At 36.3% G+C, this 14,171-nt stretch carries 12 protein-coding genes and 1 other annotated feature; of the genes, 7 read left to right on the top strand and 5 right to left on the bottom strand.

Going from position 1 to position 14,171, the window contains the following annotated elements; genetic code table 11:
• Positions 1-124: 124 nt before the first annotated feature.
• On the bottom strand, positions 125-2,578 hold the full coding sequence (locus ACFSY7_RS11595) for a transglycosylase domain-containing protein (protein WP_380147951.1): 2,454 nt from the start codon (positions 2,576-2,578) through the stop codon (positions 125-127).
• Between the two features lie 312 nt (positions 2,579-2,890).
• Positions 2,891-3,080 (top strand) — a binding site (T-box leader).
• A 122-nt stretch (positions 3,081-3,202) separates the two neighbouring features.
• Here ACFSY7_RS11595 and tyrS point away from each other — a divergent pair.
• Entirely contained in the window at positions 3,203-4,471 is a 1,269-nt protein-coding gene (tyrS, locus tag ACFSY7_RS11590) for a tyrosine--tRNA ligase (protein ID WP_380147950.1), read from the top strand.
• A gap of 42 nt (positions 4,472-4,513) precedes the next feature.
• On the opposite strand, the gene ACFSY7_RS11585 is transcribed toward tyrS, so the two are convergent.
• Entirely contained in the window at positions 4,514-4,750 is a 237-nt protein-coding gene (locus ACFSY7_RS11585) for a glutaredoxin family protein (RefSeq protein ID WP_126989196.1), read from the bottom strand.
• Between the two features lie 70 nt (positions 4,751-4,820).
• Here ACFSY7_RS11585 and ACFSY7_RS11580 point away from each other — a divergent pair, with 70 nt between their 5' ends.
• Together ACFSY7_RS11580 and ACFSY7_RS11575 are read left to right on the top strand one after the other, a co-directional pair.
• On the top strand, positions 4,821-5,141 hold the full coding sequence (locus ACFSY7_RS11580; protein ID WP_380147949.1) for a rhodanese-like domain-containing protein: 321 nt from the start codon (positions 4,821-4,823) through the stop codon (positions 5,139-5,141).
• Positions 5,138-5,734, top strand: a complete 597-nt coding sequence (locus ACFSY7_RS11575) for a YIP1 family protein (RefSeq protein WP_126989198.1) — start codon at positions 5,138-5,140, stop codon at positions 5,732-5,734. Before ACFSY7_RS11580 ends, ACFSY7_RS11575 begins: the two co-directional genes overlap by 4 nt.
• Before the next feature lie 52 nt (positions 5,735-5,786).
• Here the strand turns inward: ACFSY7_RS11575 and rpsD are convergent, their stop codons facing one another.
• The 3 genes from rpsD to hisJ form a co-directional block, all read right to left on the bottom strand.
• The gene (gene rpsD, locus ACFSY7_RS11570) at positions 5,787-6,389 is read right to left on the bottom strand and encodes a 30S ribosomal protein S4 (protein ID WP_126989199.1); all 603 of its coding nucleotides are present in this window, start codon (positions 6,387-6,389) and stop codon (positions 5,787-5,789) included.
• A gap of 247 nt (positions 6,390-6,636) precedes the next feature.
• Positions 6,637-7,116 carry a GAF domain-containing protein gene (locus ACFSY7_RS11565; protein WP_126989200.1) on the bottom strand — a complete coding sequence of 160 codons (480 nt, stop codon included), beginning with the start codon at positions 7,114-7,116 and terminating at the stop codon, positions 6,637-6,639.
• Positions 7,117-7,130: 14 nt separating this feature from the next.
• Positions 7,131-7,922 carry a histidinol-phosphatase HisJ gene (hisJ, locus tag ACFSY7_RS11560; protein WP_139992649.1) on the bottom strand — a complete coding sequence of 264 codons (792 nt, stop codon included), beginning with the start codon at positions 7,920-7,922 and terminating at the stop codon, positions 7,131-7,133.
• A gap of 135 nt (positions 7,923-8,057) precedes the next feature.
• Here hisJ and ACFSY7_RS11555 point away from each other — a divergent pair, with 135 nt between their 5' ends.
• From ACFSY7_RS11555 to mbcS, 4 genes are all read left to right on the top strand, one after another.
• The gene (locus ACFSY7_RS11555; RefSeq protein ID WP_380147948.1) at positions 8,058-9,758 is read left to right on the top strand and encodes a septation ring formation regulator EzrA; all 1,701 of its coding nucleotides are present in this window, start codon (positions 8,058-8,060) and stop codon (positions 9,756-9,758) included.
• A gap of 141 nt (positions 9,759-9,899) precedes the next feature.
• Complete coding sequence (locus tag ACFSY7_RS11550) at positions 9,900-11,057, top strand: cysteine desulfurase family protein (protein WP_380147947.1); 1,158 nt, start codon at positions 9,900-9,902, stop codon at positions 11,055-11,057.
• Positions 11,044-12,249, top strand: a complete 1,206-nt coding sequence (gene thiI / locus ACFSY7_RS11545; RefSeq protein ID WP_380147946.1) for a tRNA uracil 4-sulfurtransferase ThiI — start codon at positions 11,044-11,046, stop codon at positions 12,247-12,249. The genes ACFSY7_RS11550 and thiI overlap by 14 nt, the downstream gene beginning before the upstream one ends.
• Before the next feature lie 217 nt (positions 12,250-12,466).
• The gene (mbcS, locus tag ACFSY7_RS11540) at positions 12,467-14,038 is read left to right on the top strand and encodes an acyl-CoA synthetase MbcS (protein ID WP_380147945.1); all 1,572 of its coding nucleotides are present in this window, start codon (positions 12,467-12,469) and stop codon (positions 14,036-14,038) included.
• Positions 14,039-14,171 lie beyond the last annotated feature (133 nt).

Raw genomic sequence — 14,171 nt, 5'->3', positions numbered from 1 at the left:
TGGTAATTCCCAATTTATACATAAAAATAGAGAAGGTGATGTCAAATTCGACATCACCTTCTCTATTAAAGGCTGGAATTTTCACTTATGTCCCAGCCTCTTTCATTAAATGAGCTTCCCATTATTAGAAGCCGTTATCGGTTTGTGTTGTGCCTGTAGAATTTGTTGTTCCAGAAGACGTAGTACCGTTCGTATCAGTAGTACCGTTTGTACCAGTAGTATCGTTTGTACCAGTAGTATTTGTTTCTTCGCTTTCTTTTTTAGGTCCATTTAAGGCCTCTGGATTGCCACCGAAAGGCTGTAAAATACTTGTTGGTGAGTACGTATTTAATGATAGGTTTGCATTTACAAGATCGCTTGAGCAACTATAACCTTGAATTGAACAAGTTGAACGTGTTACGACATCTGATGGACGACTGAAATAGTCGCCATTAGCCGTTGCTAGATCTGGATTTGTATCGTAGATTGAGTTCATCAATTGACCCCATAGGCGGTTTACACGTTCAGATGGTTTACCGTAATAGCCTGAACCATAATCTAATGTTTTAGGCATATCATAGCCTAACCAAACTCCTAATGAAATGTCTTTGTTATAACCCATAAACCATACATCGTTATAGTTTTGTGTTGTACCAGTTTTAGCAGCAAAGTCCGCATTGAACTTTAATGTGCCATTTGCTTTTTTACCTGTACCAGAATCTAAAACATCTCGTAGCATATCATTAATAATATAAGATGTAGCTTGGGAGAATACTTTTTTAGATTTTGATTTATGTTTATAGATTGTTTTGCCATCTTTGTCAACAATTTTAGTAATCATATAAGCATCAACATATTTACCACCATTAGCAAACGTTGCAAATGCATTGGTGTTTTCCTCTACAGTAGAACCAACTTGCAAGCCACCCAGTGCAGCAGAATAAGTTGTACGGTCTGTTTCTGTGATGTATTCAAAACCTAGTTTATCTAAGTAATTCATAGGTTTATTAGCAAAGTTTAAACCATATAAACGTACAGCGGGTAAGTTTAATGAGTTTTTCAATGCGTAACGTGCAGAAACAATCCCTTTTGGTGTAGCACCGCCATAGTTTTCAAGAGGCTTAGCAGTTGACCAACCATGAGATGTTACTTCAACATCTGGCAGGGCACTACCGGCGCTAATAATTCCTTTTTCAATTGCTGGTCCATAAACAAGCAATGGTTTAATAGTAGAACCAGGCTGACGCTTAGACGACGTTGCATGATTTAAATTTTCTAAATCATAGTCGCGACCACCAATGAAACTTTTGATTTTACCAGTAGCATTTTCAATTGCCATTGCACCTACTTGCACAGGGGCCTCAACTGTTTTTGTTTCGCCGGTTTCTTTATCGGTTGTTTGTGTTGATAATGTTGTGCCATAACTTGAGAAATTCGTTTTAACATTATTCATCGCATCATACATCTTTTTATCAACAGTCGAATAAATTTTATAACCTTTTGTACGTAATTCACGGTCAGCTAAAATTTCATATTTTTCACGAAGGCGTGCTTCTTCATCAAGACGATTTGTATCAATACCATCTTTTTTTGCAAGGATTTTAGCCATTTCTTCTGTTGCACGTTTTTCAATTTCAGTTGTTACATAAGGGTATTTTTCCGTTGCGCGAGGTTCGCGTTCACGGAAATCTTTTTTTATGTTATATTTTAATGCTTTTTTATATTGTTTTGTTGTGATTTTATCAGTTTCATGCATACGATATAACACAGTTTTCATACGGTTAATACCAATTTTTAATTGCTTATTATCTTTTAAAGCACCTGATTGCGTATAAGGTGTATAAGCATATGGAGATTGCGGAATACCAGCAATATATGCAGCTTGTGCTAGGTTTAAATCTTTTGCTTTGACGTTAAAAATACCTTCTGCTGCCGTCTCGACCCCAGCGATGTTTGTGCCCGTAGAGTTACGACCATAAGGGATAACATTTAAGTAGGCCTCTAAAATTTCATCTTTTGTCATGAATTTTTCCAAACGCTTTGCAAGTAATAATTCTTTTGCTTTACGTTCGTAAGATACTTCATTCGTTAAGATTTGGTTTTTAATTAATTGCTGTGTTAGCGTAGAACCCCCTGTTTGAGAGTCTGAATTTGAAATATCTTGGAATAAACCACGTAATACCGCTTTTGGCACGATACCATCGTGATTTTCAAAGTTTTCATCCTCAGTTGCGATTACAGCATTAATAAGATCTGGTGATACTTTATTTAGTGTAATTTCTGTACGTTCCAAATCTGTACGCATTTTCCCTAAGTATTGATTGCCCGCAAAGTATAGTTTACTCGTTTCTTCATAATTGTGAACGGTAGAAACCATTTCTTGTTTTGAAACAAGTGGTTCTTCTTTTACGAGTGAGGCAAAATAACCTGCGCCAATCGACCCGACAAATACGATACCAAGAGCGATGATAAGAGCGAATAGTAGCAGAAGATTTCGCACAACGCTTGTCGTAATACGGAAATATTTCATCCAAGTTTTATTCGATAATTCATCGATTCGTGCATCAAATTGGTCGACCCATTGTTTGATTTTATTCACTCACATGACGTTGCAAAAAGCTCACCAAGGCGTGATGTTGCTACTTTCTGAACGCCTTCCTCCTTTATGTTCTAAATTAAGGGACTACATTAGTGCAACGGCTAACATAGTTTTGAATGTTGTTGTCAAAATGTATTATGTATCATTTACTGATTCATACACTACATCTTACCCTAATACGTCATTAATATGCCACTCAAAAATAATTGGCACCTATTAGTGTTTTATTTCACTAAAATCTCGTCTATTATACCATATTCACGTTCTTTTATTGACAATTGATTTTGGAACAGTGATAATAGCCTATATATGATTCGAACGGTGATGAATGCGAAGTAATCAGTGGATTCCCTGTATAGAGAGCTAGCGGTTGGTGGAAGCTAGTCATAATGCATTGATGAATTACACATTCTGAGGGAGACGTATACGCTGCGATAAGGCGAAAAGAAGCGGGAGATTTTTTATCTCCAAGCCGGGTGGTACCGCGTTATACGTCCCTAACGTCCCTGCATCAATTTTTATTGATGGCAGGGACGTTTTTATTTTATACGTCATATGAAGAGGAACGGATCGTACGTAGTTTTGTTCCCAAAAAAAGACGCTTAAATTTTAGGAGGAATAACAATGACAAACGCTTTAATTGAAGATTTAAAATGGCGCGGCCTATTGTACCAACAAACAGACGAGGAAGGTATGGCAAAGTTATTAGACGATGAAAAAGTAGCATTATATGTTGGCGTAGACCCAACAGCGGATTCTATGCATATCGGTCATATTGTGCCAATATTAACACTGCGTCGTTTCCAACAAGCAGGGCACCAACCAATTCTTTTAGTTGGTGGAGCTACAGGTATGATTGGAGATCCTTCAGGTCGTTCAACGGAACGTAACCTTTTAACTGGAGAACAAATTGAACATAATGTGAATTGTATTAAAGGTCAACTTGGACGCATTTTTGATTTTAATAATGAAGCAAACGGCGCGCAATTAGTAAATAATTACGACTGGTTTGGTAATATGACAACAATCGAATTTTTACGCGATTTCGGTAAATTGATTAACATCAATTACATGCTTGGTAAAGATACCATTTCTTCTCGTTTAGAATCAGGTCTATCATTCACAGAATTCACATACACATTAATTCAAGGTATGGACTTCAATCATTTATACAATCACCACAATGTACGTATTCAAGTAGGAGGTTCAGATCAATGGGGTAACATTACCACTGGTCTTGAAGTTATTCGTAAAACACATGATGAAGAAGCAAAAGCATATGGCTTCACAATTCCACTAGTAACAAAAGCTGATGGTACAAAATTCGGTAAAACAGCAGGTGGCGCAGTATGGTTAGATGCAGAAAAAACATCTCCATATGAATTCTACCAGTTCTGGTTAAATACGGGCGATGCTGATGTTGTAAAATACTTGAAAATTTTCACATTCTTATCTCGTGAAACGATTGAAGCATTAGAAGAAAAAGTAGCAACAGAAGCACATTTACGTGAAGCGCAAAAAACATTAGCATCTGAAATGACAAAATTAATTCACGGCGAAGAAGGTTTAGAGCAAGCACTTAAAATTACAGCTGCTTTATTCTCAGGTGATTTAAAAGCATTATCAGTAGAAGAAATGAAAGTAGCATTTTCAGGGGTTCCTTCAGTAGAAGTAGCAAAAGAAGATGCTAATATTGTTGATTTATTAGTAGAAGCAAAAATTTCATCATCAAAACGTCAAGCACGTGAAGATGTAACAAATGGTGCAATTTCTGTGAATGGTGAGAAAGTAAAAGAATTAGACTATACAGTTGATACAAAAGACCGTTTAGAAGATGCCTTTACAATTATTCGTCGTGGCAAGAAAAAATACTTTATGGTGAAATTTGCATAACTAAAAAAAGAGTTTCTCTCTAATAATGGGAGAAACTCTTTTTTATTTGCTAAGATGCTGAATAATTTTAGTTGCTTGATTAGGATCATAACCTAAAATCCAGTGCCCTTCAAGAAGTGTTTGAGGTGCCCCTAAACGTCCTGTTTGCGCCATTAAATATTGAGAAATTTCAGGTCCATCAATTAAAATTGTTTCAAATTCAATTTGTTGTTCCAGTAAAAATTTTTTCATTAATGTACAGTAACCACAGTTGGGCGTCGAATAAATAGTTGCTTTCATTTCATCACATGTCCTTTCATGTTAAGCTAACTATAGCGAATATTTTTAAAATACTCAAGGGAGGTACAGTATGCAACATATTACAGCAGAAAAAGTACAACACTTGCTAGAAGAAGGAGAAATCTTGCATGTAGTTGATGTTAGGGAGGATTTTGAAGTAGCACATGGGATGATTCCGGAAGCTATTCATATACCTCTAGGAGAGTTATCATATCGTATATCAGAGCTTGACCAAAGAGTTCCGTATATTTTTGTTTGCAAAGCAGGTGTACGTAGCTATAATGCAGCTACATATATGGAAAGTATGGGGTTCGAAACGACAAATTTAAGTGATGGTATGCTTGGCTGGTTAGGTCCATTAACATTACTAGAAGTGGAGGGAAATAAATGAATTTAGAATTATTCAAGTTAGCTTGGAAAAGTCCCAGAGAAGCAGTTCATTATGTAAATAAAAATAATTTCTCAAAATATTGGTTTGTACTATTTTTAGCAGGTTTTGGTAATGTTATTTTTAGTAATATTGACGACAAAACATTTGAAATTACTTGGTTACAAGTATTAGTGTCAGTCATTTTAGCCATTCCAAGTGTCTGGCTAGGCGCGATTATTGCCGGTTTCTTTACTCACTTTATTGCAAAGTGGTTTTTCAAAGGAACAGGGACATTTAAAGAAATGCGAAAAGGTTATTATGTATCGCTTTTACCTTATGTCATTGCTACACCAGTAGCATTGATTTATGTGATTTTATCAAAAGTAGCAGCGTTTAACTTAGAATATTTTGTTTTATTTATGAGTTTATTAATTGTTGTTATTGGGATTGTGACACTCGTCTTAGAAGTTATTGTTATTTCAGAGGTAGAAAAATTATCTATTGGACGTTCAATCGGTGTTATTATCGTTATGATTATTTTTGGTATTATTCTAGTTTTCTTCATTGTATTTATCGTTGCGAGTATTTTACTGTTAATTGGTTTTGGGTCGTAATAAATAAAAAAAGCAGATTGCCTTTTGGCAATCTGCTTTTTTAAATACGCTACTAGCGAGAGTAGAACTCTACGATGTACGCTTCGTTGATTTCAGAAGATAATTCAGAACGTTCTGGTAAACGTACGAAAGTACCTTCTTTTTTGTCAGCGTCGAAAGTTAAGTATTCAGGAACGAATGTGTTAACTTCGATAGCTTCGTTTACAGCAGTAAGGTTAAGAGATTTTTCACGAAGAGAAATAACTTGACCTGGTTTTACGCTGTAAGATGGGATATCAACGCGTTTACCATCAACTGTTACGTGGCCATGGTTTACTAATTGGCGAGCTGCACGACGAGTGCGAGCTAAACCTAAACGGTAAACTAAGTTGTCAAGGCGAGTTTCAAGTAAGATCATGAAGTTTTCACCGTGTACACCTTGTTGTTTGCCAGCTTTAACGAATACGTTGTGGAATTGACGTTCAGTCATACCATACATGTGGCGTAATTTTTGTTTTTCTTGTAATTGTAAACCGTACTCAGAGATTTTTTTGCGTTGAGTAGGGCCGTGTTGACCTGGAGCGTATGGACGTTTTTCGATTTCTTTACCAGTACCGCTTAAAGAAATGCCTAAACGACGAGATAGTTTCCAAGATGGACCTGTATATCGAGACATTTAAAGTCCCTCCTATGATTTTTATTTGGTATAAAACAAAAATCAGTCGTATTTAGTTATAACTGACATTTTGCTTTCATGTATGTTCGTTCATGCAGCCGACGAATTACTTATACACCATCTAGTTAAAAACTAGAGGAACAAACTGAACAGCTATACCATACAACCGCTGCGTTTATTTTACACAAGAGCTATTGTACGGGAAGAGATAGTATAAAGTCAAGCGTAAAACAAAAGATGCTATATACTATAAGTATTTTTCAAGTGTGCGAGCAAATAACTCAATGCCTTCTTTATCTATTTCTGAAAAACGAGAAACTGTAGGGCTATCAATATCTAATACACCGTATAAAGAGCCATTTTTAGAAAGCGGAACGACGACTTCAGAATTCGTAGCGGCATCACAGGCGATATGACCAGGGAAGTCATGTACATCTGTTACTAGCTGTGTTTCCATTGTTTTTGCGGCTGTACCACAAACACCTCGTCCAATTGCGATGTGTACACAAGCAGGTAAGCCTTGGAACGGACCAAGTAATAATTCGTCTTCTTTATAAAGGTAGAAACCACACCAGTTGACATCGTCTAAAAACTGATTAAGTAATGCAGAAGCATTGCTTAAAATAGCGATTTGATCTTTTTCTCCTTCTAATAGTGCGGATAATTGTTTTGATAATAGTGTATATTGGGCAATTAAATCGCCATCGTATGCTTTTTTTTCGAACATAATTGTTCCTCCAATTATTTTATAATGTCAGTATAATATTTGTGTAAATCTGCTACTTGATGCGCATCGGAGCCAAATATCAGTGGTAAGCCAATATTTTTTGCGTAAGTAATATATGGTTTAGGTGGATAGGGTTCCTTACAATATTTCTTAGAAAGGCCGGCACTATTCACATCCAATTCATAGCCATCTTCGAGCATCGTATCTAAAATATGATGTATATGTGCCTCATCATTAATTGTTTGGCCATGTGCGAGTTGGAATTTATGAATAAGTGTAGGGTGACCGATTCTTTTTGGTTTAAAGCGTCCTAGATCCGCTTTAATCGATTGCATAACTGTATCGTAATACAATTTATAAACTGCAGCAACAGAACCTACCTCAGCTGCAAAGTTATTAAATACTTCAGTTGAAAAATCGATACACGTGTACTGTCCTTGATGTTTTAAAAAGTGAACGGATAAGATAGCATCATCAAATAGATAGCCAAATTCATTTAAAAAATCGGTTGTTTGTTTTTCGAATCCGACTATGTAATCTAACTCTACTCCTAAACGAATTTTAATTTTATTTGCATAATCCGTTTGAAGTTTTTGAATTTCGGAAACGTATTGATAAAAGGCTTTTTTCGTCATAAAGCTATCCTGATCAGGTGTGGGGTCGATAAATCCATTTGGAATGGGTGCATGCTCAGTAAAAGTAATATCACCGAATCCTTCGTTAATTGCTTTTTCAATATAGCTAATTAGTGTATCAGTTGAACCGTGTGGGCAATATGGTGAGTGAATATGGCCATCTCGTTTCATAGAATTCCCTCCAATTTAGTGGAAAAATGATGAAAATGTATAGAAATCGATAAACAAAAGTAATAAAAACATGGTACTATTAAACATAATATAGAATAAGAAAAGTAAATAGTACAAGGACAAGGGGGACTTACGATGATCAAATATATTATTCCAATCATCATCGTACTAATCGTAATTATAGCAGTCATCTTTGTTTTTCGTAACAAGCATCTAACAGAGATGCGCCGACTGCAAGCGCTAAAAGATGATCTTCAGAAAAAACCAGTACAAGAAGAACTAGCGAAAGTCAAAGGCTTAAATATGAACGGTCAAACAGAAGCAATGTTTGAGAGCTGGAAAAATAAGTGGGAAAATTTAGATGATCAAGAGTTCCCTAAAATCGACAACTTGTTACATGCATTACGTGGTAATGTTGATCGTTTCCAATTTGGGAAAGCAACGATTGTAGAACAAGAAATTGAATCACATATTCATGGGGCAGATAAAATAATTGATCAAATTTTAGAAGAGTTAGATCATTTATTAAACAGCGAAAAACAAAGTAGCATTGAAATTGAACAACTTCAAGAGCAATATAAAACATCAAGAAAAACGCTACTAGCACATCAGTATTCATTTGGACCAGCGGCACGTCCACTTGAAGAACGTCTAGAATTATTTAATCCACAATTTGAAGATTATCACCAGTTAACAGATGCCGGAGATTATTTGAAGGCACGTGAAATTGTGGAACATTTGAATCGTGAAGGGCAAGAAATTTTTAAATTAATTTCAACAATTCCAGGGTTACTTAGAGAAATCCAAAAACAAATTCCATCAGATTTACAGGAATTGCGTTTAGGTCATAATGAAATGGAAGAGACAGGGTTCTTTCTTAAGCATTTGGAAATTTTAGAATGGATTCAAGCGACCGAGCTAGAATTAACAGAGCTAAAAGATAAAATTGCGGAGTTAGATATTGGTACGGCAGAGCTTCGCGTTCAAGAAATTCGTGAAGACATCGAACATTATTTTGATTGTCTCGAAGCAGAATATAACTCGAAAAAATATGTTGATCAGTATGTAACACCTGTAGGTACACGTTTACATGAAGTGCTATCGTACACATTAGCTACTGCTCGTGAAACAGAAGAAGTACAAAAGGGCTATCATTTAACGGGTGACGAAATTGCGACACCATTGAATTGTAAGCAAGAACTTGTAACCGTACAACAGCGCTATGAGACAATTGTACATGAATTAGAGGAGCATCAAGCGGCTTATACAATGGTAGAAGGCGAACTAAAAGAAATTGCAAATGATGCAGAGCGTATTTTTGAAGAGCAAGATGCATTTTCGGATCGTTTAAAAAATTTACGTATTGACGAAAATAATGCGTCTGATACGTTGAAGCAATTAACCGCAACACTGCGAGAGACGGAACGTCGATTACATAAGGCAAATATTCCAGGTATTCCAGATGACATCGAGTCTCGTTTGTCAGAAGCAGATGAACAATTGTTTGTTGCAAATCAAAAATTGAAAGCTGTACCACTTGATATGCCAGAAGTTTTTGAAGCAGTAAAAACTGCAGAATTAGCTGTTACAGAAACGACAAAGCATGTAGATAGCATGGTTGAAGATGTGAAGTTAGTAGAGCTACTGATTCAATATGGTAATCGCTACCGTACAACAAAGCCTGGTATGAATGACAGCCTAGTTGAAGCAGAGGATGCATTCAATAATATGCGTTATTCAAAGGCGCTTGAAATTGTTGCAAAAGCGGTTGAGAAAGCAGAACCAGGGGCGCTTAAAAAGATGGAAGAGTTAGTTGATGAAGTATTAAGTAAATAACCATTAATTAGTGCATCAGAATAAAAAATATCTGATGCACTTTTTTTATTGGTTCAAATTCCTGTTAAAGCACATTTTTTGTTATATAATATGTACTTAGCAAAAGACATATGTTTTTGTTAGAAGGAAGGAATTGACACAATGATTTATCTTGATCACAGTGCAACAACGAAGCCAAGCGCTGATGTCATGAAAGCATTCGTACAGGCAAATGAACGCTATTATGCCAATCCTGCGTCTCTTCATGAAATGGGCGTTGAAGTGAATATATTACTAAATCGTTCTCGTGAACAAATAGCAGGGCTTATTCATACAGAACCTGAACATGTTATTTTTACATCAGGTGGTTCAGAATCAAATAATTTTTTAATTAAGGGAATTGCACGCGCAAATACACATCGCGGAAAACATATTATCGTTTCAAGTATCGAGCATGCTTCTGTTTTAGAAACAGCTCGTGCATTAGAAAAAGAAGGATTTCATGTTGATTATGTTGATGTCGATAAGCACGGTGTTGTTGATCTAAATGATTTAAAAGCAAAATTAACAAAAGATACAGTTGTCGTAAGTATTATGCATGTTAATAATGAGATAGGTGCTATTCAACCAATTGAAGAAATTGCAAAAATTGTTCATGAGGGCAGTCGTGCATTTTATCATGTAGATGCTGTACAAAGCTTTGGTAAATTGCCAGTTTACTTTAACGGTGAATTAGGTCCAGATGCGATTTCTGTTTCTGGCCATAAAATTAATGGGTTAAAAGGAACAGGGATTGCAGCACTTAGAAAACGTACAACAATCGAAGCAATTATTCACGGAGGAGGTCAAGAAATGGGCCTTCGTAGCGGTACGGTGGCTGTACCACAAGATGTTGCAATCGCAAAAGCAGCTCGTTTGGCGGAGCAGCATCGCACTGAAAATGTGCAACAGTATATAAAATGGCGCAATGCAATCCACACATTTTTAGATCCTATGGAAGATGTGTATGTGCTTTCTTCAAATGAAGGAGCACCGCATATCGTATCATGCTCAATTCGTGGTATTAAAGGTGAAGTAATTGTAAATGCAATGCAACGTCAAGGCGTGATTGTTTCAACTTCAAGCGCTTGTCACTCAAAAGACAATCAAATTAGCCATGTTGTACAAGCGGTCGGGGTTCCAGACGGATTTGCACGTGGTGTTATTCGTATAAGCTTTGGGCAAGGTTTAACAGACGCAGATATTGAAAAATTTAAAGAGGCATTTTCAAATGTCGTGAAACAAGTAAGAGGAGAGATTAAAACCCATGAAATGGCATGAGATTTTAGTACGTTACGGTGAAATTACGACGAAAGGGCGTAACCGTAATCAATTTATTAATCGTCTACGCGATAATTTAAAAAGCACGTTCAAAGATTTAGAAGGTATGAAAATTCGTTTAGAGCGAGATCGTATGTATATTAGCAGTCCATCAGATGACGATATGAATGCATTAATTGAACGCTTACCAGATGTGTTCGGTATTCAATCATTTAGCCCCGTAGCAGAATGTGCAACGGATTTAGAAGCAATGAAAGCATTAGGTAAAGAAATTGTTGCAGATTTAAACTATGAAGGAAAATCATTCAAAGTGAATGTGAAGCGCTCATATAAAAAATTTGAATTAGAAACATATGAATTAAATCGTGTAATCGCAAGCCATGTATTAAGTGAATTACCAGGTATGACTGTTGAAATGAAAAATCCAGATATCGAATTACGTGTAGAAGTACGTGAAGAAGCCACATATATGTCAGTAGATGTGATTCCTGGCGCTGCTGGCTTACCTGTAGGTTCAAATGGTAAAGCCTTATTACTATTATCTGGTGGTATTGATAGTCCAGTAGCAGCTTATTTGATGATGAAACGTGGCGTAACAGTAGAAGCGATTCACTTCTTTAGTCCACCGTTTACAAGTGATCAATCGTTAGGGAAAGTAAAAGAATTATCTCAAATTGTAAGTAAATTTGGGGGTAAAATTCGTTTGCATGTTATTCCTTTTACAGAAATTCAACAAACGATTCAACAAGCGGTACCTAAAAATGTCACAATGACTACAACACGCCGACTGATGATGCAAGTAGCAGATTTAGTACGGGAAGAGACAAAATGTAAAGCGCTTGTTACAGGTGAAAATTTAGGTCAAGTAGCTTCACAGACGTTGGATAGCTTAGCAGCGATTAACGCAGTAACAAATACACCGATTCTACGTCCATTGATTACGTATGATAAATTAGAAATTATCGATATTGCGCAAAAAATTGGTACATATGAAACGTCGATTATTCCATTTGAAGATTGCTGTACAGTATTTACGCCGGCGAATCCAAAAACAAAACCTCGTATAGAAAAAATGGAATACTACGAAAGCTTTACAGATTTTGATGAAATGATTGCAAAAGCGGTGCGTAATCGTGAAATACATGATTTCCCTAAGAAAGAAGTCAAAGCAGACTTTGATGATTTACTATAAGAAAAAAACTTTTCCGGAATCTCTCGAATTTTTTTGAGAGATTTTTTGTGTTTTAAACAGAAAAATATTCCTTTTTCGAGAAAATAAATGTAAAATATAAATGTATAAAAATTCCAATAGTTTTTATATGACAAATGTTAGTACAAGGTACTAATGTTTAGTGTTAGTATGTGGTTAATTGATAAACGAATCGAGTTATTTATTAGGGGGAGTTCATATGGAACAAAAAGATCTTATCGCACCACAACGCTATAATTTAGCGGAGGAAATTCGTCGATTTGCAACTGGGGAAAACCGTACGGCACTAATTTATGAAGATGAAGCGGGCAACAAAAATCAGATTTCATATGATGATTTAGTAAAACGCGCTAACAAGGTATCACATGCATTACAAGCACAGGGGTTACAAAAAGGTGATGTCATGCTTGTTATGGTACCAAGATTGATTCAGGCATATACAATTTACCTAGCTGCCATTCAAGCAGGCATTGTTGTAATTCCAAGCTCTGAAATGCTTCGTGCAAAAGACATTGATTATCGCATTACACATAGCCATGCAAAAGCAGTGGTTGCGTATGCGCCATTAATTGATGAATTTGAATACGCTGAGCATGTGGAAGGTTTAAAAAAATTCACGATTGGTGAAGCAGAAGGATGGACAAATCTTTCAACGTTTGCCGATGACTTTAACGAAGACTTTGATGTGGCAGACACAAATAGCAAAGATACAGTCTTTCTTTCTTACACAAGTGGAACAACTGGTAACCCTAAGGCAGCGGTTCACACACATTCATGGGCATACGCGCATTTACGTACAGCATCACGTGCGTGGTTAGGTGCCGAAGAAGGTCGTATTGTTTGGGCAACAGCAAGTCCAGGATGGCAAAAATGGATTTGGAGCCCGTTTTTATCTGTATTAGGAACAGGTGCAATTGGCTTTATTTATAATGGTCATTTTGAGCCGAATAAATATTTACAACTACTACAAGATTATAAAGTCGAAGCATTATGCTGCACACCAACGGAATATCGTATTATGTCAAAAATCGAAAATTTAAGTGACTATGATTTAAGTCAGCTTCAAAGTGCTGTTTCAGCAGGTGAACCACTAAATATTGAAGTAGTAGATACATTCTTACGTGAATTTAATCTACTTGTACGTGATGGCTATGGTCAAACAGAAAATACATTACTAGTTGGAACAATGTTAGGTATGGAGCCTCGTCCGGGTTCAATGGGACGTCCGACTCCTGGGAATATTGTTGATATTATTAATGAAGACGGTGAACCTTGTTTACCAGGCGTTGTTGGGAATATTGCTGTCCATAAAACGACACCAGCATTATTTAAAGAATACTTTGAAGACCCAGAGCGTACAGCTAAACAATATATCGGTGATTACTACATTACGGGTGACCGTGCACGTAAAGATGAGGATGGTTATTTCTGGTTTGAAGGTAGACGTGATGATATCATCATTAGTTCTGGTTATACGATTGGACCATTTGAAGTGGAAGATGCGCTTATAAAACACCCTTCTATCTCAGAATGTGCAGTTGTCGCAAGTCCACATGAATTACGTGGTGCGATTGTAAAAGCATTTGTTGTATTAAAAGATACAGCTCGCCGCGAAGACCCCACGTTTGTTAAAGAACTACAAAACTTTGTTAAAGAGCATACAGCACCATATAAATATCCTCGCGCTATTGAATTTTTAGATGAATTACCAAAGACAGCATCTGGTAAAATTCGTCGTATTGAATTGCGTGAAGCGGAATATCAAAAATAGTAACAACTAAAAAAGCAGGTTTGTGTTCTTGAAGTGACCCCTAATTGTTAGACACGGTTATTTTGTTTAAGCAGCTTGTATAAAATGAGTTCGGTATTGTACCGGGCTCATTTTTAATTTTGCCTTAATTCGT

The sequence above is a fragment of the Kurthia populi genome (assembly GCF_042686175.1).
Classification (GTDB): Bacteria; Bacillota; Bacilli; order Bacillales_A; family Planococcaceae; genus Kurthia; species Kurthia populi.
This window is presented reverse-complemented; position numbering and strand designations above follow the sequence as displayed.

What these genes read in the sequence shown, in the direction of transcription:
- ACFSY7_RS11575 (WP_126989198.1), top strand. Translation starts at nt 5,138, where the DNA reads ATGAATTTAGAATTATTCAAGTTAGCTTGGAAAAGTCCCAGAGAAGCA.
- mbcS (WP_380147945.1), top strand. Translation starts at nt 12,467, where the DNA reads ATGGAACAAAAAGATCTTATCGCACCACAACGCTATAATTTAGCGGAG.
- ACFSY7_RS11550 (WP_380147947.1), top strand. Translation starts at nt 9,900, where the DNA reads ATGATTTATCTTGATCACAGTGCAACAACGAAGCCAAGCGCTGATGTC.
- tyrS (WP_380147950.1), top strand. Translation starts at nt 3,203, where the DNA reads ATGACAAACGCTTTAATTGAAGATTTAAAATGGCGCGGCCTATTGTAC.
- ACFSY7_RS11555 (WP_380147948.1), top strand. Translation starts at nt 8,058, where the DNA reads ATGATCAAATATATTATTCCAATCATCATCGTACTAATCGTAATTATA.
- ACFSY7_RS11580 (WP_380147949.1), top strand. Translation starts at nt 4,821, where the DNA reads ATGCAACATATTACAGCAGAAAAAGTACAACACTTGCTAGAAGAAGGA.
- rpsD (WP_126989199.1), bottom strand. Translation starts at nt 6,389, where the DNA reads ATGTCTCGATATACAGGTCCATCTTGGAAACTATCTCGTCGTTTAGGC.
- ACFSY7_RS11565 (WP_126989200.1), bottom strand. Translation starts at nt 7,116, where the DNA reads ATGTTCGAAAAAAAAGCATACGATGGCGATTTAATTGCCCAATATACA.
- hisJ (WP_139992649.1), bottom strand. Translation starts at nt 7,922, where the DNA reads ATGAAACGAGATGGCCATATTCACTCACCATATTGCCCACACGGTTCA.
- thiI (WP_380147946.1), top strand. Translation starts at nt 11,044, where the DNA reads ATGAAATGGCATGAGATTTTAGTACGTTACGGTGAAATTACGACGAAA.
- ACFSY7_RS11585 (WP_126989196.1), bottom strand. Translation starts at nt 4,750, where the DNA reads ATGAAAGCAACTATTTATTCGACGCCCAACTGTGGTTACTGTACATTA.